General features: G+C 68.0%; 21 protein-coding genes. 4 read left to right on the forward strand and 17 right to left on the reverse strand.

The window, feature by feature from the left end; all coding sequences use genetic code 11:
• The first annotated feature begins 179 nt into the window (after positions 1-179).
• Entirely contained in the window at positions 180-1,676 is a 1,497-nt protein-coding gene (locus tag FG99_RS15190) for an aldehyde dehydrogenase family protein (RefSeq protein WP_043270819.1), read from the forward strand.
• Between the two features lie 361 nt (positions 1,677-2,037).
• Here FG99_RS15190 and FG99_RS15195 read toward each other — a convergent pair whose 3' ends face one another.
• Genes FG99_RS15195 through FG99_RS15205 form a run of 3 tightly spaced genes read right to left on the reverse strand, consistent with a single transcriptional unit; the run spans position 2,038 to position 4,937 of the window.
• Complete coding sequence (locus FG99_RS15195; RefSeq protein ID WP_043270820.1) at positions 2,038-3,360, reverse strand: TRAP transporter large permease; 1,323 nt, start codon at positions 3,358-3,360, stop codon at positions 2,038-2,040.
• Positions 3,357-3,893 carry a TRAP transporter small permease gene (locus FG99_RS15200; RefSeq protein ID WP_043270822.1) on the reverse strand — a complete coding sequence of 179 codons (537 nt, stop codon included), beginning with the start codon at positions 3,891-3,893 and terminating at the stop codon, positions 3,357-3,359. Before FG99_RS15200 ends, FG99_RS15195 begins: the two co-directional genes overlap by 4 nt.
• 12 nt (positions 3,894-3,905) lie before the next feature.
• Complete coding sequence (locus tag FG99_RS15205) at positions 3,906-4,937, reverse strand: TRAP transporter substrate-binding protein (protein ID WP_009621642.1); 1,032 nt, start codon at positions 4,935-4,937, stop codon at positions 3,906-3,908.
• A 350-nt stretch (positions 4,938-5,287) separates the two neighbouring features.
• Between FG99_RS15205 and FG99_RS15210 the strand changes: the two genes are divergently transcribed.
• Positions 5,288-6,547: an OprD family porin gene (locus FG99_RS15210; protein WP_051878938.1), complete on the forward strand. Its 1,260-nt coding sequence runs from the start codon at positions 5,288-5,290 to the stop codon at positions 6,545-6,547.
• Positions 6,548-6,550: 3 nt separating this feature from the next.
• Here FG99_RS15210 and FG99_RS15215 read toward each other — a convergent pair whose 3' ends face one another.
• The 13 genes from FG99_RS15215 to FG99_RS15275 form a co-directional block, all read right to left on the reverse strand.
• The gene (locus FG99_RS15215; protein ID WP_043270824.1) at positions 6,551-7,372 is read right to left on the reverse strand and encodes a hypothetical protein; all 822 of its coding nucleotides are present in this window, start codon (positions 7,370-7,372) and stop codon (positions 6,551-6,553) included.
• 124 nt (positions 7,373-7,496) lie between these two features.
• Positions 7,497-8,633, reverse strand: coding sequence for a flagellar biosynthesis protein FlhB (gene flhB / locus FG99_RS15220; protein ID WP_009621636.1), 1,137 nt, complete (start codon positions 8,631-8,633; stop codon positions 7,497-7,499).
• Positions 8,633-9,409: a flagellar biosynthetic protein FliR gene (gene fliR, locus FG99_RS15225; protein WP_043270826.1), complete on the reverse strand. Its 777-nt coding sequence runs from the start codon at positions 9,407-9,409 to the stop codon at positions 8,633-8,635. The genes flhB and fliR overlap by 1 nt, the downstream gene beginning before the upstream one ends.
• Positions 9,409-9,678 carry a flagellar biosynthesis protein FliQ gene (fliQ, locus tag FG99_RS15230; protein WP_009621633.1) on the reverse strand — a complete coding sequence of 90 codons (270 nt, stop codon included), beginning with the start codon at positions 9,676-9,678 and terminating at the stop codon, positions 9,409-9,411. The genes fliR and fliQ overlap by 1 nt, the downstream gene beginning before the upstream one ends.
• 19 nt (positions 9,679-9,697) lie before the next feature.
• The gene (gene fliP / locus FG99_RS15235; protein ID WP_009621632.1) at positions 9,698-10,477 is read right to left on the reverse strand and encodes a flagellar type III secretion system pore protein FliP; all 780 of its coding nucleotides are present in this window, start codon (positions 10,475-10,477) and stop codon (positions 9,698-9,700) included.
• A complete protein-coding gene (gene fliO / locus FG99_RS15240) occupies positions 10,474-10,956 on the reverse strand; it encodes a flagellar biosynthetic protein FliO (protein ID WP_043271531.1) in 483 nt (160 codons plus the stop codon). The genes fliP and fliO overlap by 4 nt, the downstream gene beginning before the upstream one ends.
• A 2-nt stretch (positions 10,957-10,958) precedes the next feature.
• Positions 10,959-11,426 carry a flagellar motor switch protein FliN gene (gene fliN / locus FG99_RS15245; RefSeq protein WP_009621630.1) on the reverse strand — a complete coding sequence of 156 codons (468 nt, stop codon included), beginning with the start codon at positions 11,424-11,426 and terminating at the stop codon, positions 10,959-10,961.
• A 25-nt stretch (positions 11,427-11,451) separates the two neighbouring features.
• Entirely contained in the window at positions 11,452-12,423 is a 972-nt protein-coding gene (fliM, locus tag FG99_RS15250; protein ID WP_009621629.1) for a flagellar motor switch protein FliM, read from the reverse strand.
• 10 nt (positions 12,424-12,433) lie between these two features.
• On the reverse strand, positions 12,434-12,946 hold the full coding sequence (gene fliL / locus FG99_RS15255; protein WP_009621628.1) for a flagellar basal body-associated protein FliL: 513 nt from the start codon (positions 12,944-12,946) through the stop codon (positions 12,434-12,436).
• Between the two features lie 284 nt (positions 12,947-13,230).
• Positions 13,231-14,508 carry a flagellar hook-length control protein FliK gene (locus FG99_RS15260; protein WP_043270828.1) on the reverse strand — a complete coding sequence of 426 codons (1,278 nt, stop codon included), beginning with the start codon at positions 14,506-14,508 and terminating at the stop codon, positions 13,231-13,233.
• Positions 14,509-14,581: 73 nt separating this feature from the next.
• Positions 14,582-14,932, reverse strand: a complete 351-nt coding sequence (locus FG99_RS15265) for an Hpt domain-containing protein (protein ID WP_009621625.1) — start codon at positions 14,930-14,932, stop codon at positions 14,582-14,584.
• A 53-nt stretch (positions 14,933-14,985) separates the two neighbouring features.
• A complete protein-coding gene (locus FG99_RS15270) occupies positions 14,986-16,686 on the reverse strand; it encodes an ATP-binding SpoIIE family protein phosphatase (RefSeq protein ID WP_081884640.1) in 1,701 nt (566 codons plus the stop codon).
• 12 nt (positions 16,687-16,698) lie between these two features.
• Entirely contained in the window at positions 16,699-17,004 is a 306-nt protein-coding gene (locus FG99_RS15275) for an STAS domain-containing protein (RefSeq protein WP_009621621.1), read from the reverse strand.
• A 214-nt stretch (positions 17,005-17,218) separates the two neighbouring features.
• Here FG99_RS15275 and FG99_RS15280 point away from each other — a divergent pair, with 214 nt between their 5' ends.
• A complete protein-coding gene (locus tag FG99_RS15280) occupies positions 17,219-17,932 on the forward strand; it encodes a TorF family putative porin (protein ID WP_009621618.1) in 714 nt (237 codons plus the stop codon).
• A gap of 347 nt (positions 17,933-18,279) precedes the next feature.
• Here FG99_RS15280 and FG99_RS15285 read toward each other — a convergent pair whose 3' ends face one another.
• On the reverse strand, positions 18,280-19,278 hold the full coding sequence (locus FG99_RS15285; RefSeq protein WP_043270830.1) for an AraC family transcriptional regulator: 999 nt from the start codon (positions 19,276-19,278) through the stop codon (positions 18,280-18,282).
• A gap of 129 nt (positions 19,279-19,407) precedes the next feature.
• Here FG99_RS15285 and FG99_RS15290 point away from each other — a divergent pair, with 129 nt between their 5' ends.
• Positions 19,408-19,725, forward strand: a complete 318-nt coding sequence (locus FG99_RS15290) for an Mpo1-like protein (protein WP_043270832.1) — start codon at positions 19,408-19,410, stop codon at positions 19,723-19,725.
• Positions 19,726-20,275: the final 550 nt, after the last annotated feature.

The raw sequence follows: 20,275 nt of genomic DNA on the forward strand, positions 1-20,275 counted from the left end.
GGCCTAGCCGACACTCTGCGCCCGGCGCCTGCTGGCGTCTTGCCCAGGCTTGCCGGCCGACTTGTCCATGGCTGCCAGGCCGGCAGCCGCGGTCATGCCCGCCTGGCAGGCTCGGACAAGCCGCCGGCGCGCGCCGCGGCTAGCCTGGGCCATCGACCATCGCAGCCCAGGAGTTGCCCATGTCCAGCCCGCTGATCCCGATCCTCCCGGAGGTGCAGGCCTACCTCGCCCGCGCCCACGCCTCCTTCATCGACGGCGAACAGCGCACGCCGCGCGGCGACGCCCGCCGCACCCTGCGCAACCCCGCCGACGACAGCCCCCTGGCCGAAGTGCGCCTGGCCGACCTGGAGCAGGTCGACGCCTGCGTGCAGTCGGCCCACCGCGCCTTCCGCTCCGGCATCTGGAGCGGCCTGGCGCCGAGCGAGCGCGAGCGCCTGCTGCTGCGCTTCGCCGAACTGGTGGAGCGCCACACCGAGGAACTGGCGCAGCTGGAAAGCCTGGAGCAGGGCAAGTCGATCCACATCGCCCGGGCCATCGAGGTCGGCGCCTCCCTCGGCTACATGCGCTACATGGCCGGCTGGGCCACCAAGATCGAGGGGCAGACGCTGGACGTGTCCATCCCGATGCCGGCCGGCGCGCGTTTTTCCGCCTACACCCGGCGCGAGCCGGTGGGCGTGGTGGCCGGCATAGTGCCGTGGAACTTCCCGCTGATGATCGCCCTGTGGAAGGTCATGCCGGCGCTGGCCTGCGGCTGCACCATCGTCATCAAGCCGGCCGACGAGACGCCGCTGACCGCCCTGCGCGTGGCCGAGCTGGCCATCGAGGCGGGCATCCCCGCCGGCATCTTCAACGTCCTGCTCGGCGGTGCCGAGGCCGGCGCTGCACTGGTGGCGCACCCGCTGCTGAACAAGGTGTCCTTCACCGGCTCCACCGCGGTGGGCAAGCTGGTGGGCGGCGCGGCCCTGCAGAACATGACGCGCTTCACCCTCGAACTGGGCGGCAAGAACCCCATGCTGGTGCTGCCCGACGCCGACCTGGACAAGGCCATCGCCGGCGCCATCGGCGGCGGCCTGCTGAACCAGGGCCAGGTCTGCGCGGCGGCCTCGCGGCTGTTCGTCCACGCCAGCCGCCACGCCGAGTTCGTCGAGCGCCTGGGCGAACAGCTGGGCAAGCTGAGCATCGGCCCGGGCCTGGACCCACAGGCCCAGGTCAACCCGCTGGTCTCGCGCCGCCAGCAGGACAGCGTGCTGCGCCACCTGGCCCTGGCCCGGGAACAGGGCGCGCAGTTCATCTGCGGCGGCAACCGCCCGGACCTGCCCGGCTACTACGTCGAACCGACGGTGCTGGCCGGGGTGAACGCCGGCATGGCCTGCGCCCGCGAGGAAATCTTCGGCCCGGTGCTCTCGGTGCTGAGCTACGACGACCTCGACGCCGCCGTGGCGCAGATCAACGACAACCCCTACGGCCTGGCAGCCAGCATCTGGAGCAACGACCTGGGCCGGGTGATGGACCTGATCCCGCGGATCGAGGCGGGCACGGTGTGGGTCAACAACCACGTGCCGGTGGACCCCAACCTGCCGTTCGGCGGCTACAAGCAGTCGGGGCTGGGACGGGAGTTCGGACGGGCGGCGATCGAGGGGTTCACGGAGGGGAAGTCGGTTTGTATTGCGTATTGAGGTGAGGGGGAGTTTGCCGGGGATATTAGTGTCTTGGGTTGACTCCGTTCCCTCTCCCTAACCCTCTCCCTGAAGGGAGAGGGGACCGTTCGGCGTGCGTTGGTATTCCACAGTTAGCCGGCAAGCACGAGGTATCCGGCATAGGCCATTCTCCCCTCTGGCACGGACAAGCCCCCTCTCCCTTCAGGGAGAGGGCTGGGGAGAGGGCGCTCTTGAACCCAACACCGATCCCCCCGGCAAACCCCATTCGCGAGCAAGCTCGCTCCTACAATGGAATGCCACACCACCCTACGTAGGAGCGCGCCCTGCGCGCGAATCGCGGGCAGGGCCCGCTCCTACAGGTGAGGAACGAACGCTCGGCTCAGAAACTCAACAACCACAGCGACAACCCCGGCACCAGCACCAGCAGCACGATGCGCAGCAGGTCGGAGGCGAGGAACGGCAGCACGCCCCTGGCGGTTTCCATGTAGGGCACGTCCTTCGCCAGCTTGTTGACGATGAACAGGTTCATCCCCAGTGGCGGGTGGATCAGGCCGATTTCCACCACCATCAGCGCCAGGATGCCGAACCAGATGGACTTCTCCCCCGCCGTCAGGTCGAAGAACTCCAGGCCCATGATCATCGGGTAGAAGATCGGGATGGTCAGCAGGATCATCGCCAGCGAGTCCATCACGCAGCCCAGCAGCAGGTAGATCAGCAGGATCACCGCCAGCACCAGCAGCGGCGCCAGGCCGCTGTCGCGGACCCAGGTGGCCAGTTCCACTGGCATCTGCGTCAGCGCCAGGCCGGAGTTGAGCAGGTCGGCGCCCAGCAGCACCAGGAAGATCATGGCGCTGGCCTCGGCGGTGCCGGTCAGGCTCTTGCCCAGGCCGTCCCAGCGCATGCCGCCGCGCAGCGCCGCCAGCAGGCCGCAGGCCGCGGCGCCGATGGAGGCCGCCTCGGTGGGGTTGGCCCAGCCGCCGTAGATGCCGACGATCACCACCAGGAAGATCGCCAGGATTGGCAGGATCTGCACGAAGGCCGCCAGCCTTTCGCGGCCGCTGGCCTTGGGCGCCGGCTGGCAGGCGTCGGGGTCGCGGGCGACCTGGATGCGGATCACCAGCATGTAGCCGATCACCGCGACCAGCGCCGGCAGCATGGCGGCGACGAACAGCTTGGCGATGGATTCCTGGGTCAGCACCGCATAGATGATCAACGGCACCGACGGCGGTATGAGGATGCCCAGGGTGCCGCCGGCGGCCACCGAGGCCGTGGCCAGGCGCCCGGAGTACTTGTGCCGCGCCAGCTCCGGCAGGGCCACCTGGCCCATGGTCGCCGCGGTGGCCAGGGACGAGCCGCAGATCGCCCCGAAGCCGGCGCAGGCGCCCACCGCCGACAGCGCCAGGCCGCCGCGCCAGTGGCCGATGAAGGCCGAGGCGCAGCGGAACAGCGCCTTCGACAGACCGCCGTGGGTGGCGAACTGGCCCATCAGCACGAACAGCGGGATCACCGCCAGGTCGTAGTTGGACAGGCGCGCGTAGGCGAGGTTGTTGAGGGTATAGAGCAAGGCGCTGAGGTCGCCCTGGTTGATCACCAGGAAGCACAGCGCGCCGGCCAGGAACATCGCCACGCCGACCTGCACGCGCAGCACCAGCATCGCCAGCAGGCCGGCGAACATCCACAGGCCCAGGGCCATTGCGCTCATCGTCCGGCTCCTTCTTCCAGCAGCGCCAGCAGGCTGCGGCACAGGGCGCACAGGCAGAGCAGCGCCAGGCTCGGCACCACCAGCGCCAGGGGGATCCAGTGCGGCACCGCCAGCAGGGTGCTGCTGTCCTCGTGGGCGTGGGCCTCCAGCACCTGCAGGCCGGTGCGCCAGGCCAGCACCGCGGCGACCGCGGCGAACAGCAGGTGCGCCACGGCATCGAGTACGCGGCGCACGGCCAGGGGCATCCAGTTGGAGAACATCTCCACGCGGATGTGGCTGTTGCGCATCTCGCACAGCGGCAGGAAGGCGGCGATGGCCACCGCCGCGCCCATTTCCAGCAGCTCCATGTCGCCGGTGACCGGCGTCGACCACAGCTTGCGGCCGACGATGGATACCAGCGACATGCCCACCAGGGCCAGCAGCAGGGCGCCGCCAAAATAGGCGAAGCCCTGCGCCAGGGATTCCAGCAGGCGCACCGGCAGGCCCTTGCCGCGGGCCGGCACGGCGCCTTCGAGGGACAGCATCTCGCTCATCGCGGCCACCCCTTACAGCTCGACGCCGGCGGCCCGGGACAGCTCGCGCAGCCGGTCGGCCAGTTGCCCGCCCGCCAGGCCCTTGCCCTCGGCGTCGGCCACCCACTCGGCGGTGACCTTGTCGCCGGCCTCGCGCAGGCTCTGGTAGGCCGCCGGCTCGAAGCTGGCAACGCTGTCCCTGGCGACCATGTCGCGGGCCCGCGCCAGTTCGTTCTCCCAGGCTTCGCCGAAGCGCTGCACCAGGGCGTCGCCGCTGTTGCGGTCGAGGATCGCCTTGAGGTCGTCGGGCATGCGCTCGTAGCTGCGCGGGTTCATCAGCATGCCCAGCAGGGTGATGGAGAAGGTCGGGCGGCCTTCCGGCACGTCGGTATGGTGCTGCGTCACCTCGTCGAGCTTCAGCGCCGGGATCAGTTCCCAGCTGGCCAGGGCGCCGTCGATCACGCCCTTGGACAGCGACTCGGTGAGCTGCGCCGCCGGCATGCTCACCGGGGCGGCGCCCAGGCCGGTGGCCAGGCGGGCGCTCATGCGCGAGGAGGCGCGCAGCTTCAGGCCCTTGAAGTCTTCCAGGCTGCGCACCGCCTTGCCGGTGGTGTGCAGCTGCATGCCGCCGTCGCTGTGCAGGGCCAGCACGCGGTAGCCCTTGTAATCCTCCTGCAGAGCCTGCTGGTAGAACTGCCAGATGATCTTCGAGGCCTGCACGCCGTTGGCCGGCAGCATGAACGGCAGCTCCACCGCCTCGCTGCGCGGGAAGCGCCCGGGCGAGTAGCCGGGGGCGGTCCAGACGATGTCCACCACCCCGTTGCGCACCTGGTCCGGCAGTTGCCCCGGGGTGCCGCCGAGCTGCATGGAGGGGTAGATCTGGCACTGGATGCGCTGCTCCGACTCGCGGGCCAGGGTGTCGCACCAGGGCTGGATGACGTGCTGCTGGGCGTTGGAGCTGGCCGGGAGGAAGTGCGCGATCTTCAGCGTCACGCGCTCGGCCGCCACGGCCGGGGCCAGGCTGCCACAGGCGAGCAGCAGGGCCAGGAAGGAGGATTTCTTCATGCCGTTACCTCGGTGTTGTTCTTATCGTCGGGTGGACACCTGGTGGCGCCCGGGGGCTAGATTCAGGCACATAGTTAATATTTTAACAATACGCCCAGCGAATCAGGCGGCGGATTGCCATCCGGGCAAATGTGACAAAATGTTATGAGACGCCCCTGAAAGGCCTATGAACACCGGGATGGAGGCTTTCTCAAGCAGGCAACGGCGCGCATTCCGCGGAAAACACCCGATCCGCAGGAGGAAAGTTCCGGGTTGCTCCGGCATATCGTTAACAAATTAATTATGTGATACAACCTCTCCCCGCTCGCTCCCGCCGAGGAGCGAAGAACAAGAACAACAAGGGGAAGAGCATGTCCGCCACACACATTCAGAAGCGCATTCCGTTCCGCCTCGGCCTGTTGGCCACCGGCCTGCTGCCGCTGGCCGCCCAGGCCGATTTCATCGACGACAGCAGCGGCCGCCTGGACCTGCGCAACTTCTACCAGCTGCGCGACTACCGCCAGGACAACGCCGCGCAATCCCAGGCCGGCAACTGGTCCCAGGCCTTCGTCCTGCGCCTGCAGTCGGGCTTCACCGAAGGCCCCATCGGCTTCGGCCTGGACGCCACCGGGCTGCTCGGCGTCAAGCTCGATTCCGGGCGCGGGCGCAGCGGCGACGGCACCCTGCCCTTCGGGCCGAACTCCCGCGAGCCGGTGGACGACTACAGCCACGCCGGGCTGATCGCCAAGCTGCGCTACTCGAAGACGCAGCTGAACATCGGCCTGCTGGAGCCGCAGCTGCCGGTGGTGTTCCGCGACGACGTGCGCCTGATGCCGCAGACCTTCGACGGCGCCCTGCTGACCTCCAACGAGATCGACGGGCTGACGCTCACCGCCGGCCAGCTGTGGAAGTCGCGCACCCGCGAGTCGGCGGGCAACGACGACATGTACATCATGGGCCGCAGCAAGGCCTTCGCCAGTGACGAGTTCAACCTCGCCGGCGCCAGCTACGCCTTCACCCCGAACCTGACCGCCAGCTACTTCTACGGCCAGCTCAAGGACATCTACCAGCAGCACTACTACGGCCTGGTGCACACCCTGCCGCTGGCCGAGGGCCTGTCGCTGCGCAGCGACCTGCGCTACTTCGACAGCGACGACGACGGCAAGGCCATCTCCGGCCCGGTGGACAACCGCAACCTGAGCATGATGTTCACCCTGCGCGCCGGCGCCCATGCCATCGGCGTGGCCTACCAGAAGATGATCGGCGACGACGGCTTCCCCACCCTCAACGGCTACACCCCGCCCTACTCGCACAACCTGATGACCATCCAGACCTTCACCCAGCCGGGGGAGAAGTCCTGGCAGCTGCGCTACGACTACGACTTCGCCTCCCTCGGCGTTCCCGGCCTGAGCTTCATGACCCGCTACACCCGCGGCGACGACATCCGCCGCGGCGCGGGCCTGGAGGACGGCCACGAGTACGAGCGCGACAGCGACCTGGCCTACACCCTGCAGGACGGGCCGCTCAAGGGGCTGTCGCTGCGCTGGCGCAACGTGACCGCGCGCAGCAGCCACGGCGCGGACATGGACGAGAACCGCCTGATCGCCAACTACAGCATCCCCATCTGGTGAGCCTCAGGCGGCCGCCCGCCGCCGCGCGCGCGGATCGCCGGGCAGGTAGGCGCCGGTGACCAGGCGCCAGGCCTCGGAAGTGCGCTTGCCGGGCACCCCGTCGATCTTGACGAAGACGCCCGGGAAGCTGTTCAGCCAGGTCTGCAGTTCCTCCACCCGGCGCACCTCGGCGGCGTCCTCGGACAGGCTCATGGAGTAGTTCACCAGCAGCGGCTGGGCCGCGCTCGGCTTCGGCTGGTCGACGAACTCCAGCAGGCCGCGCTCGGCCATGCGCCGCAGCAGCACCGCGGCGCCGCACTGCCTGGACTGGGCGCTATCGGACCAGGTGCCGTCCTGCACGTACTTGCCGCTCTGGTAGTGGTTGCAATAGCTCCACAGGTAGGGCGAGAGCACGTGGGGGTGGTACAGCCGGTAGCCGAAGCCGTTGTAGGCCTCCAGCTGGTAGAGGGTGCCGGCCAGGCTCCAGTCGGTGGCGGCGCCCAGGCGCTTCAGGCGCAGGGCGTCCTCAGCGCTTTCCTCCCAGGTGAACGGCGGCTTGCCCTCCTTCGGCCGCCCCGCCGGCACCTGCACGGTGCGCGCCGTCAGCGGGTCGCCGTTGTGCAGGTGGCGGTCGAAGCGCAGGCCGCTTTCCATGCAGTGCACCACGCCGATGAAGCCCCAGGGGATGCCCAGGGCCTTGCCGACCTCGGCGTAGCGCGGCTGGTTGTCCTCGATGCGTTCGACCAGCGCCTCCACCTCGGCGGCGCGCGCCGGGCGGATCTGGCAGCTGTTGAAGAGTTGTTCGTATTCGCCGCGCAGCGCGGCGGTCAGCAGTACCTTGGCCATGGCAGCAATCCCGTGTTGTGGTCCGACTCCGTTCAGGTCGTACCACGGCACGCGCCACCGGCCCTCAAGTGAAAGTGAAGGCCGCCAGCGGCAGCCGTCAATGGCGGGCGACGAACGCGGTGCCTCACTCGTCGCGGCGCAGGTCCGGCGGGATCGGCACGTCGGGCATCGGCCCGGGGCGCTTGCCCTTGCCGGCACGGAACTGCCTGAGCTGGTAGACGTAGGCCAGCACCTGGGCCACCGCCAGGTAGAGGCCGGCGGGAATCTCCTGGTCCAGCTCGGTGGAGTAGTAGACCGCACGGGCCAGGGCCGGCGACTCCAGCACCGTGACCTTGTGCTCCTGGGCCACCTCGCGGATCTTCAGGGCGAGGAAGTCGTTGCCCTTGGCCAGCAGGCGCGGCGCGCCGCCGGCCGCGGCGTCGTACTTCAGGGCCACGGCGAAGTGCGTCGGGTTGGTGATCACCACGTCGGCATCGGGCACCGCCTGCATCATGCGCCGCTGCGCCATCTCGCGCTGCAGGCGGCGGACCTTGGCCTTGACCTCGGGCTTGCCCTCGGAGTCCTTGTACTCGTCGCGCACTTCCTGCTTGGTCATCAGCAGCTTCTGGCGGTTGTCCCAGAGCTGGTAGGGCACGTCCACGGCGGCGATCAGCAGCAGGCTGCAGGCCATCCAGAAGGCGCTCCAGCCCACCACCTTGACGCTTTCCACGATGGCCGTCTGCAGCGGCTGGTGCAGCAGCGCCAGCAGCGCCTCCTTGTCCGAACGCAGCACCAGCACCGCCACCGCCAGCACCACGACGAACTTGATCAGCGCCTTGAACAGCTCCAGCACCGACTTGGCGGAGAACATCCGCTTGATCCCTTCCAGCGGGTTCATGCGGCTGAACTTGGGCGCCAGGGCCTCGCCGGAGAACAGCCAGCCGCCCAGGGAGATGGGCCCGATCAGGGCGGCGCAGAGCAGCACCAGCAGGATCGGCCAGAGCCCCTCGGCGGCCCCCCGCGCGGCGGTGCCCAGCAATTGCAGCATGCTCTCGCTGCGCATCGCCGTCTCGCGGGACATCTCGAAGCTGTTGCGCATCACGCCCATCAGCACCTCGGCCAGGTGCGCGCCATAGACCAGCAACGCACCGGCCCCGGCCATCAGCACGGAGAGGGTGTTGAGCTCGCGGGAACGCGGCAGCTGGCCTTTCTTGCGGGCCTCGCGGCGACGTTTCTCCGTGGGTTCCTCTGTCTTGTCCTGGCCGCTCTCGCTTTCCGCCATCAGCGCGCTCCCGCCAGTTCACGGAGCAGCGCCAGGGCCTCGCGGACGAGGTCCTGGTACTGCGAGAGGATTTCGGCGGTGCCGATCCAGACGATGATGAAGCCCATCACCAGGGTCAGCGGGAAGCCGATGGAGAAGATGTTCAGTTGCGGCGCGGCGCGGGTCATGGCGCCGAAGGCGAGGTTCACCACCAGCAGCGCGGTGACCGCCGGCAGGGCGATCAGCAGGCCGCCGCCGAGCACCCAGCCGAGCTTGCCGGCCACGGTATACAGGTGCTCGCCCGACAGGCCCTGGCCCACCGGCAGGGTGACGAAGCTCTCGGCGATCACCTCCAGCACCACCAGGTGGCCGTTCATGGCCAGGAACAGCAGGGTCACCAGCAGGCTGAAGAACTGCCCCATCACCGGCACCGAGATGCCGTTGGCCGGGTCCACGGTGGAGGCGAAGCCCAGGCCCATCTGCATCGACAGCAGCTGCCCGGCGACCACGAAGACGTGGAAGAACAGCTGCAGGGTGAAGCCGAGCATGGCGCCGATCAGCACCTGCTCGCCCACCAGCAGCATGGCGCGCAGGTTCAGGGCGTCGACCTGGGGCATCGGCGGCAGCGTCGGCACCAGCACCACGGCGATGGCCAGCGACAGGTACAGGCGCACCCGGGCCGGGACCATCTGGTTGCTGAAGATCGGCATGGTCATCAGCAGCGCGGCGATGCGGAACAGCGGCAGCACGAAGCTGCCGACCCAGGCGCCGATCTGCGCGTTGGTGAGTTCCAGCATCAGCCGATCAGCGTGGGGATGCTGGTGATCAGGCCCTGGGTGTACTCCATCAACTCGCGCACCAGCCAGGGGCCGAGGACGATCAGGGTGCCGAGGGTCACCAGCAGGCGCGGCAGGAAGCTCAGGGTCTGCTCGTTGATCTGCGTGGCGGCCTGGAACATGGCCACCACCAGGCCCACCAGCAGGCTCGGCAGCACCAGGATGGCGACCATCATGGCGGTCAGCCAGAGTGCCTGGCGGAACAGGTCGACGGCGACTTCCGGGGTCATGGCGCGCCCTCCTCTCTAGTCAAACGGTGCCGAAGCTGCCGGCCAGGGTGCCGATGATCAGCGCCCAGCCGTCCACCAGGACGAACAGCATGATCTTGAACGGCAGCGAGATGATCAGCGGCGACAGCATCATCATGCCCATCGCCATGAGCACGCTGGCCACCACCAGGTCGATGATCAGGAACGGGATGAAGATCATGAAGCCGATCTGGAACGCGGTCTTCAGCTCCGAGGTGACGAAGGCCGGGACCAGGATGGTCAGCGGCGTGGCGTCGGCGTTGGCGATGTCGGTGCGCTTAGACAGGCGCACGAACAGGTCCAGGTCCGACTGCCGCGTCTGCGCCAGCATGAACGACTTCAGCGGCACCTCGGCGCGGCTCAGCGCCTCCGGGGCCTGGATCTGCTCGTTCAGGTAGGGCTGCAGCGCGGTGCTGTTGACCTTGTCGAACACCGGCGCCATGACGAACAGGGTGAGGAACAGCGCAAGGCCCACGAGGATCTGGTTCGACGGCGTGGTCTGCAGGCCCAGCGCCTGGCGCAGGATGGCGAAGACGATGATGATCCGGGTGAAGCTGGTCATCAGCATGACGAACGCCGGGATGAAGCTCAGCGCCGTCATGATCAGCAGGATCTGCAGGCTGACCGAGTATTCCTGCTGGCCCTGCGGGTTGGTGGTCACGGTGATCGCCGGGACCTGCAGCGGGTCGGCGGCGAAGGCCTGGGGCGCGAGCAGCGCCAGCAGCACGGCCAGCAGCGGCAGGCAGCGGCGCAGCGCCTGGGCGAAGGCAGGGAAGCTCATTGCGGGCGGCCCTTGTCCTTGTTCAGCAGCTCCAGCAGGCGCTGGGCGAATTCCGGCGGCGCCGGCTGCTCGCCGGCCTCCACGCCGCGCACCGGCTCCTTGAGCACGTGCAGCGGGGTGATGCGCCCGGGGGTCAGGCCGAGGAGGATCTGCTCCTCGCCCACCTGCACCAGCAGCAGGCGGTCGCGCGGGCTCAGGGCCTGGCTGGCCACCAGCTTGATCGCCTGGTTGCCGCGCGGGCCGATCTGCTGCACCCGGCGCACCAGCCAGGCGAGCAGGAAGATCAGCGCCACCACCAGCACCAGGCCGAACAGCAGCTGCAGCAGCTGGGCCCCGGCGCTGCCGGTGATCAGGCTCGGCGAGGCGCTGGCGTGGACGATGGCCGGCGCCGGCGCGGCGGCCGGCTCCTCGGCGGCCTGGGCCAGGGGCAGCAGCCCGGCCAGCGGCAGGGCGCAGAACAGCGCGAGCAGGCGGGCCATCATCAGCGCAGCTTCTTGATGCGTTCGCTGGGGCTGATCACGTCGGTCAGGCGGATGCCGAACTTCTCGTTCACCACCACCACCTCGCCGTGGGCGATCAGGGTGCCGTTGACCAGCACGTCCAGCGGCTCGCCGGCCAGGCGGTCGAGCTCGATCACCGAGCCCTGGTTGAGCTGCAGCAGGTTGCGGATGGTGATGTCGGTGTGGCCGACCTCCATGGAGATGGTCACCGGGATGTCGAGGATGACGTCCAGGTTCGGCCCTTCCAGGCCGGCGATGGTCGGCGCCCGCGGCGCCATGCCGAACTCTTCCATGGGCGCGCGCGGCGCCACCGGGGCGGCCGGCGCGGCGTTGCCGGCCATCATCGCGTCGATGTCGTCCTGGCTGGCGTCGCCCGCCTCGGACAGGGCCGCGGCCCATTCGTCCGCCAGGGCCTGCTCCTCGGGAGTCACTTTGTCTTCATCTGCCATTGTCGGGTCCTCTGGGGGGATGCGCTCAGCGCGGGCGCTCGAGCGGATCGAGAATCTGGAAGGCCAGGTTGCCCTTGTGCGAACCCAGCTTGACCTTGAAGGAAGGCACGCCGTTGGCGCGCATCACCATGAATTCGGGCATCTCCACCGGGATCACGTCGCCCGGCTGCATGTGCAGGATGTCACGCAGGCGCAGCTGGCGGCGCACCACGGTGGCGTCCACCGGCACGTTGACGTCGAGGATGTCCTCGCGCAGGGCGTTCTGCCAGCGCTCGTCCTGGTCGTCGACGTCGGACTGGAAGCCGGCGTCGAGCATCTCGCGGATCGGCTCGATCATCGCGTAGGGCACGGTGATGTGCAGGTCGCCGCCGCCGCCGTCCAGCTCGATGTGGAAGGTGGAGACCACCACCACCTCGCTGGGGCTGACGATGTTGGCCATGGCCGGGTTCACTTCCGAGTTGACGTACTCGAAGGTGATCGGCAGCACCGCGCTCCAGGCCTCGGCCAGGTCGACGAAGGCCTGCTCGATGACCATGCGCACCACCCGCAGCTCGGTGGGGGTGAATTCGCGGCCCTCGATCTTGGCGTGGCGGCCGTCGCCGCCGAAGAAGTTGTCCACCAGCTTGAACACCAGCTTGGCGTCGAGGATGAACAGCGCGGTACCGCGCAGCGGCTTCATCTTCACCAGGTTGAGGCTGGTGGGCACGTAGAGCGAATGCACGTACTCGCCGAACTTCATCACCTGCACGCCGCCCACGGCGACGTCGGCCGAGCGCCGCAGCAGGTTGAACATGCTGATGCGGGTGTAGCGGGCGAAGCGCTCGTTGATCATCTCCAGGGTCGGCATGCGACCGCGGACGATGCGGTCCTGGCTGGTCAGGTCGTAGGACTTGACCGCCGTGGGGTCGGAATCGACTTCGGTTTCCACCAGGCCGTCGTCGACGCCGTGCAGCAGCGCGTCGATTTCGTCCTGGGAGAGCAGATCTTGCACAGCCATGGCGGCTTACCTACTGGAGTACGAAATTGGTGAAAAGCACCTGTTCCACGGTCAACTGACCGGTGGCCTTCTTGGCCAGTTCCTGGATGCTGGCGGTCGCCTGCTGTCGCAGCATCTCCTTGCCCACCGGGGTGGTCAAGGCGTCGAAATTCTGGCTGGAGAACAGCATCACCAGTTGGTTGCGCACCAGCGGCATCTGTTCGCGCAGGGCGTCCAGCTGGGCCTGGTCGCGGCCCATCAGGGCCACGGCGACCTGCAGGTAGCGCTGCCGCCCGCCCTGGTTGAAGTTGACCACGAAGGACGGCGCCAACACCTCGTAGAGCGCCGGTTTCTTGCCGCTGCCGGCCTCCGCGGCCGGCGCCTCGGCCGGCTTGGCGCCGCGGCTGAGGAAGAACCAGGTGCCGCCCACCGACGCCCCGACCGCCAGCAGGAAGGCCAGGCCCAGGATGATGATGAGTTTGAGCCGGCCCTTGCCGGCGCCGCCCTCGGCGGGTGGAGTGGTCTGCTGATCGTTCTTAGCCATGCCAGAAATCCGTCACTTGCGCGGTCCGTTGCCTGTCCATAAGGATAGGAGCAAGGGCTGTGCCAGGTCATGCCCGGCCGCCGCGGCGGATATTACAGGCTGCCGATGAGCGGAGCGAGGGGCGGCGTGCGGGATGGCGGAAGTGCGGGGCTTTGCGTTTGCGATGCCCATGCGACCGTGGCGATGGGTATCGCTTCGCTCAACGCCATCCTACGAGGCTGCTCCGCCGGCTCGCTCCTACGAAAGCGCTGCCAACCGGTGGTGCAGGAACGGCAGGGCCGGCGTCAGGCGTAATAATCCACCATCCCCAACCCACCCAACTGCGGCCGCGCGCGGATTTCGCTGACGCCGCTGAGCACCGGCTCGTCGTCGCCTTCCGCGCCCGCCGTGGCCGCGCCGCCGCGGGCGTTGCCCTGCTGCTGGCCCTGGCCCTGCCAGCCGCGAGCCAGGGACTGGTCGGAGACGTTGACGTTGACCTGGTTCATGCCCTGCTGGCCGAGCATCTCGCGCAGGCGGTGCTGCTGGCTGTCCAGGGCCTCGCGCACGCCGGCGCTGGCGCTGGCGAAGGTCACCTGGGTCTGGTCGCCGGTCATGTGGATGCGCACTTCCAGGCGCCCGAGGTCGGCCGGCTCCATCTGGATGTCGGCGGACTTCAGGTTCTGGCTGGACATCCACATCACCCGGTCCACCACCTGGTCGGTCCAGCCGTTCTGCTGCATGGCCACCGGCTGGCCTGGCACCTGCGGGTTGACCGGGCGGCTGGTGAGCGCCTGCGGGGTGCCGTTGAGCGCCTGGGTCATGGCCTCCAGGCGATGGGCGAAGCTCTCGTTGCGCGTCTCGGTCTTGGGCTGTGCCACGTCGTCGGCCAGTTGCCCGGCCAGTTCGCCGGCGGCATCGGTGGCCTTGGCCTCGGTCGAACCCTGGGCATCCTTGAGGCCGGCCAGCAGGCTGGTCATGTCCAGCTTGGCGTCGCCCTTGCCCTGGTCGTCGGTCAGCTTGAGGTTGATTTCACCCTTGCCGGCGGGGGGCAACTGCAGGGCCTGGGTCACCTCCTCGGCGCCCGCCTCCGGCAACAGGGCCACGCCCTGGGCCTGGTTGAGCTTCTGCAGGTCGCCATCGCTGTTGGCGGCATTGAGCTGGGCCTGGCCGAGCTGCGCGGCGCTGTCCTGCACCGGCGGCTGCGCGCCCATGGCCAGCGCCAGCAGCGGGTCGAGGCTGGGGTCGGGCGGCTGCTGGCCGTCGTCGTCGGTCGACGCCTGTTCCTGGGCCGGCAAGGGCTTGCCGCCATCGGCAACCTTTGGCTGCTCGCTGCCGGCTTCCGGCGCCTTGGCGCTGTCCTTGGCCGGCGCGTCGTCCTGCCCGCGCGGCTTGTCGCGGCTGGCCTTGGTTTGGGCCTGCGGGCGCTCCTTGGCGGCCGGCCGGCTCTCCTGGGCGTAGACGTCGGCGAAGCTGGAACCCTTGTCGTTGCTGGTGTTGGCCGAATCCTGCGCGGCCCTGGACGGGGATGTCCGGGGGCTCGCTGGCGCGGTCGGCGAAAGTAGGATGTCCGGGGCGACAGCCATCGGCGATCTCCGTTCTCGTTTGCGTCGATGACACGGAGATAGCAAGGGCCGGGCCAGTTTCCCGGATCGCTCGTCAGGAACGCTGCAGGCGCTGCTGGCGCAACAGGATGCGGACGATGGCGAACTCGCGTTCGACCTGCTCGATCAGCCCGGCGGCCTTGGCCATGTCGCCCTGCCGGGCGGCGTCTTCCAGGCGCTTGCACAGCGCGGCCAGGGCCGGCGCGCCCATGTTCCCGCAGCTGCCCTTGAAGCTGTGCGCGGCATGGCGCAGGGCCTGGCCGTCGAGTTCCGCCAGGGCCTCGTGGAGGTTGCGCAGGCGCTCCTCGGAATCCGCGACGAAGGTGTCCAGCAACAGCGGAAACTCTTCCGCCATCACCTCCCGCAAAGCCTTCAGTACGGCATCGTCGAGATGCACATCGGACATTCGCTCGCTCCCTGGCTACCCGTGGCCAGGGCCGGCGCACGGGAAGTGCCGGATTATGCCTGAGCGGACCAGAAAAACTCCACGGACACCGACTTGCCGTCCGCCGACCACTGGCAGCGGTCGGCCAGGCTGCGCACCAGGGTCAGGCCGCGGCCGCTGAAGGAACCCGGCGCGCACTGCGCCTGGGCCTGCAGCACGGCATTGACGTCGAAGCCGTTGCCGCTGTCCTCCACCCGCACCAGCAGGCGGCCGCCGTCGCCATGAGGGGCGAGGTCGATGTGGAAGCGCACGAAGCCGTGGTCGAGGCTTTCCAGACGCCTGCGACGCTCCTCGTAGTAGCGGGCGAAGCCCTGGGCGTCGCACTTCAGGCGCGACTCCAGGCCCATCACGCCGTGCTCCAGGGCATTGGAATAGAGCTCGGCGAGCACCGTGTACAGCGCCCCGCCGCGGGGGCGCAGGTCATGCACCTCCATCAGCAGCTGCAGCAGGAACGGCAGGGGGTTGAAGTGGCGCAGCGTGGGCGCGCGGAACTCGAAACTGCAGGACCAGTCCTGGGTGCCACCCAGCCCGCTCTCGGAAAACGCCAGCGGCGGCCGCTGCAGGCTGGCGTCGGGCACCAGGGCCACTTCCAGCATGCTCAGGTCGTCCTGGGCCTCGCCGCGGAAGCGCACCAGCGCCGCCTTCACCCCGTCGAACAGCCGCGAAGCGTCGCGCTGCTCCTCGAACACCTGGCGCAGGCGCTGCTCGCCGAACATCTCGCCCTGCGGGTTGCGCGCCTCCAGCACGCCGTCGGAGAACAGCAACACGCGGTCGCCGTCCTCCATGGGGAAGACTTCGCAGCGCTCGTCGAAGGCCGCCGGCTCCAGGATGCCCAGCGGCAGGTGGCGCGACACCAGGGGCTGCAGTTCGCGGCCCTGGCGGAACAGGTAGCCGTCGGGCAGGCCGCCGTTCCACACCTCCAGCAGGCCGCGCTGGAAGCTCAGGTTGAGCATGCTGGCGCAGCAGAACACCCCCACCGGCAGGATGCGCTTCAGCTTGGCGTTCATCTCGCGGAGGATGTCGGCGATCGGGTAGCCCTTGGCGGTCATGCCGTAGAACACCTCGGCCAGCGGCATGGCGCCGATGGCCGCCGGCAGGCCGTGGCCGGTGAAGTCGCCGAGCAGCACGTGCATGCCGCCGGAGGGCTTGTAGGCGGCCAGCAGCAGGTCGCCGTTGAACAGCGCGAAGGGCGACTGCAGGTAGCGGATGTTCGGCGCGTTCAGGCAACCGGAATGCGCCACCTTGTCGAACACCGCCTTGGCTACCCGCTGCTCGTTGAGCAGGTGCTCGTTGTGCCGGGCGATCAGGTCGCGTTGCGCCAGCACCTCGCGCTGCAGGTGGTGCAGGCGGCCCATGGCGCGGATCTTGGCTTCGAGGATCACCCGGTTGTAGGGCTTGGAGAGGAAGTCGTCGCCGCCGGCCTCCAGGCTCTGCACCAGGGCCTCGGTCTCGCTCAGCGAGGTGAGGAAGATGATCGGCACCAGCTCCTCGCCGGCCTGGCGGCGGATCCGCCGCGCCGCCTCGAAGCCGTCCATCACGGGCATCAGGGCGTCCATCAGCACCAGCTGCGGGCGCTCCTGCTCGAACAGCGCCAGGGCTTCCAGGCCGTTGGCGGCGGTCAGCACGCGGTGGCCCTGGCGGCTGACGATGGTGGACAGCAGCAGGCGGTCGGCGGCGTTGTCGTCGGCGATCAGGACCGTGAGGAAGTTGGCCATGACCGCCACGGCTCAGGAGATGCGGAACAGTTGTTCGAAATTGGAGATGGAGAGGATCTTGCGCACGTCCGGGCTGCAGTGCACCAGGCTGATCTGCGCATGTTCGCCGCCGGCGTGGTCGCGCAGCAGCAGGAGCATGCCCAGCGCCGAGCTGTCCAGGTAGGTGGCGCCCTTGAGGTCGACGACGTAGCGCCGCGGGGTGGTCTCGACGCGCTCGTAGGCGTCGCGGAATTCCTGGTGCGCACCGAAGTCGAAGCGGCCCTGGACGACGATGGTCAGTTCCTGGCCGTCGGCCGAAGGTACGGATGTGATGGCCATGGAGGCCTCCCTGCTGAATGGACTGCGCATGCTGGGGAAGATTTAGCAGCTAGTCCGCGGCCCGGCAACCTCGGCGAACGCCGGTACGCAAAGGTTCGCTCCGGCCGACAAATGGACCGCCGGTCATTGCCCGGTCAAGGAATGGCTTTACCCTGTAAAGGTGCGGAGGGGACCGCACCTGCCAAGGAGCATTTCGAAGATCTAGGGGGGAGCCATGATCATCCACCGTCTGCTGCTGGGCGCCACGCTGTGCGCCAGCCTGGCCGCCAATGCCCAGGTCATGCAGCGCCAACTCGGCGACTTCGACCTCAAGTTCGCCACCTCGCCGGCCCGCAGCATGGCCCAGGGCCTGGTCCAGCCCGGCGGCCTGGACAGCCTGCACGGCGGGCTCGACGCCAGCCACGCCTCGGGCTGGTACTTCGGCGGCTGGGCCGCCAACCTGGAGCCGGACAAGCCCACCGAAGTCGATTCCTACGCCGGCTTCAAGCGCCCGCTGGGCAATGGCCGCCTCGGCTACGAACTGGGCAGCATCCGCTACGTGCACCCGCAGCGGCCGGACCTGGACACCCAGGACGTCTACGGCGGCCTGTCGATCTTCGGCAGCCGCCTGGGCGCCGCCTACAGCAACAGCGCCGGGCGCAGCAGCGCCACGCTGTTCGCCGACCTGGGCCTGACGCCGCCGCTGGGCTTCGACCTGACGCTGAAGTACGCCAGCTACAGCCTGGAGAACCCGGTGAGCGTGACCAATGGCTACGTCAGCGGCTTCAACGACTGGTCGGTGAACCTCAGCCGCCCCTGGCTGGGCCTGGACCTGAACTTTTCCTACAGCGGCAGCAGCCTGAGCGGGACGGACTGCACCGCCTATTCCGGCCACAACGCCTATTGCGACAGCGCCGTGACCTTCAAGGCGTCGCGGTCGTTCTTCTGAGCCTGCGCGGATAATCGCGGACGGAGTCCGCTCCTGCGGTTCCAGGAGACACGGGCGTAGGAGCAACCGTCTTGCCGGCTGCGCCGAGATGCGCCTCAACGGATGGGTTGAGCCTTGGCGAAACCCACGCGGTTGCGGTGATGGGTATCGCTTCGCTCAACACCATCCTACGAAAAGCCATGCTCGCTCATGCAGTAGGACCTTGTCCGCGATGGCCGGACGTATCGGCGCGATTCGCGGATGAGATCCGCTCCTGCGGGTTGCCCCAACACCGTGCCCATGCAGGAGCGCGCCCTGCGCGCCATTCGCGGGCAGGGCCCGCTCCTACAGTCACCGCCCGCGACCGTCTACAACCGCTCCCGATACTCCCCCGGCGTCACCCCGAACCAGCGACGGAAGGCGCGGAAGAAGTTGCTCGGCTCGGAGAACCCCAGCAGATAGGCGATCTCCAGCAGCGTCATGTGCGGCGTCGCCAGGTACTGCTGGGCCAGCTCGCGGCGGGTGTCGTCGAGCAGTTGCTGGTAGCTGCTGCCCTCCTCCTGCAGGCGCCGCTGCAGGGTGCGCTCGGACAGGTGGAGGATTTCCGCCACCGCCTCGCGCCGTGGCTCGCCCTGGGGCAGCAGGCGGCACAGCACCTGGCGCGTCTGGTGGCTGAAGCGGCTGCTGCCGAAGCGCGCCAGGTACTCGCCGGCGAAACGGTCATGCAGGCGCGCCAGTTCGGCGTTGGCCGTCGGCAGCGGCGCATTCATGTCCTCGTGGGAAAACAGCATGGCGCACTGCCCGTGGCCATGGCTGAGCGGCGCCTGGAACAGCGCCTGGTAGGGCGCCAGGTCGAGCGGCGGCTCGCCGGCCAGGCGGACCTCCAGCGGGCGGATGTCGCGCCCGGTGATCCAGCGCACCAGGGCGATCATGCTGGCCAGCGAACTTTCCGCGCTCTGCCGTGGCGGCAACAGGCGGTCGCCGTGCACCTGCACGCTGAACAGGCAGCCCTCGGGCAGGCGGCGGAAACTCGCGTCCGCCCCCTCGGCGATGATCCGCTGGTAACGCTCCAGGCGCTCGAAGGCCTCGGCCAGGGTGCGGCTGGACATCATCGAATACCCCAGCACCGGAAACGCCGGGGTGTGCACGCGAGCGAAGTTGAGGGCGATGGCCGGATTGCCGCTGCGCTGCACGGCCAGCTGCCACAGGCGCGTCATGTCGTCCTGGGGGAAACGCGCGTCCGGGTCGGCGAGGACGGCAAGGTCCAGGCCCAGCTCGGCGAACAGCTCGCGGCTGTCCAGCCCCTCCAGCTCGATGGCAAGGAGGATCCCACGAACCCAACTGGACAGGGTGGTACGCTCAGGCATCTCGGTTCTTCTTGTTGTCAGCGCGCGCAAGGAATGGCGGGGTTGGATACTAAACTGGCTGCAGGGGTCATCTGCAAGTCATCGGCCGCCTTCGTAGACTGCGGCCATCACAACAACAGGAGGTGCGCCATGACCACCCACACCGCCGAGCGTTTCCACAGCTTCGCCGAGTTATACCCCTTCTACCTGCAGGAACACAGCAACCCCACCTGCCGCCGCCTGCACTACGTGGGCAGCCTGCTGGTGCTGGCGATCCTCGCCTACGCCATCGCCAGCAGCAACCTGCTGTGGCTCATCGCCCTGCCCTTCGCCGGCTACGGCTTCGCCTGGGTCGGCCACTTCGTCTTCGAAAAGAACCGCCCGGCCACCTTCAAGTACCCGCTGTGGTCGTTCATGGGCGACTGGGTGATGCTCAGGGATGCCTTTACGGGGCGGATTCGGTTCTGAGGTTGCTCTTTCGAGAAGAGTCAGTGATCAAATAGTTACACGGTGAAAGTCGCTAATGAGCGCTACAGCCTATTGCAGGCAGTAGCGCTCAGGGTGACACAGTTTCAATCTCATCATTGAGCACATAAGACATCTGCAGAATTCAAGCCTTCAGAAACCCAGGATACTCACTCCAAAACCTAAATGAATTGAAACGAGAGCGTTCCGCCCAAAAGACTGAGTTCTGCCAACGTAGAAGGCGACAAAAACCTCCTTCCTGCCCCTCTGAATCATTGACTGGCAAAACCAAATCAACCTCAAGGTATTCAGGTTTATCTTTTCTTTGATTTCACGAATGCGGTCATACCTCCGAGATGAATCCAAAGCGCTGGAATCATATCGTCCATCCGGCAAGAGTTTGGAAACGTCAACGAGAACCTGACAAACGATAGCTTCAGTCGGGTTTTTACGGTAGATCTAGCAAGCTCGCCACGGATACCTAACTCTGACGCCGCTGCTCCAAACATAAGGCGCTGGCCCAGCGTGATACTTAAACCGAAAAGGTCTAAAC

This window comes from Pseudomonas sp. AAC, assembly GCF_000725445.1.
GTDB lineage: Bacteria > Pseudomonadota > Gammaproteobacteria > Pseudomonadales > Pseudomonadaceae > Pseudomonas > Pseudomonas citronellolis.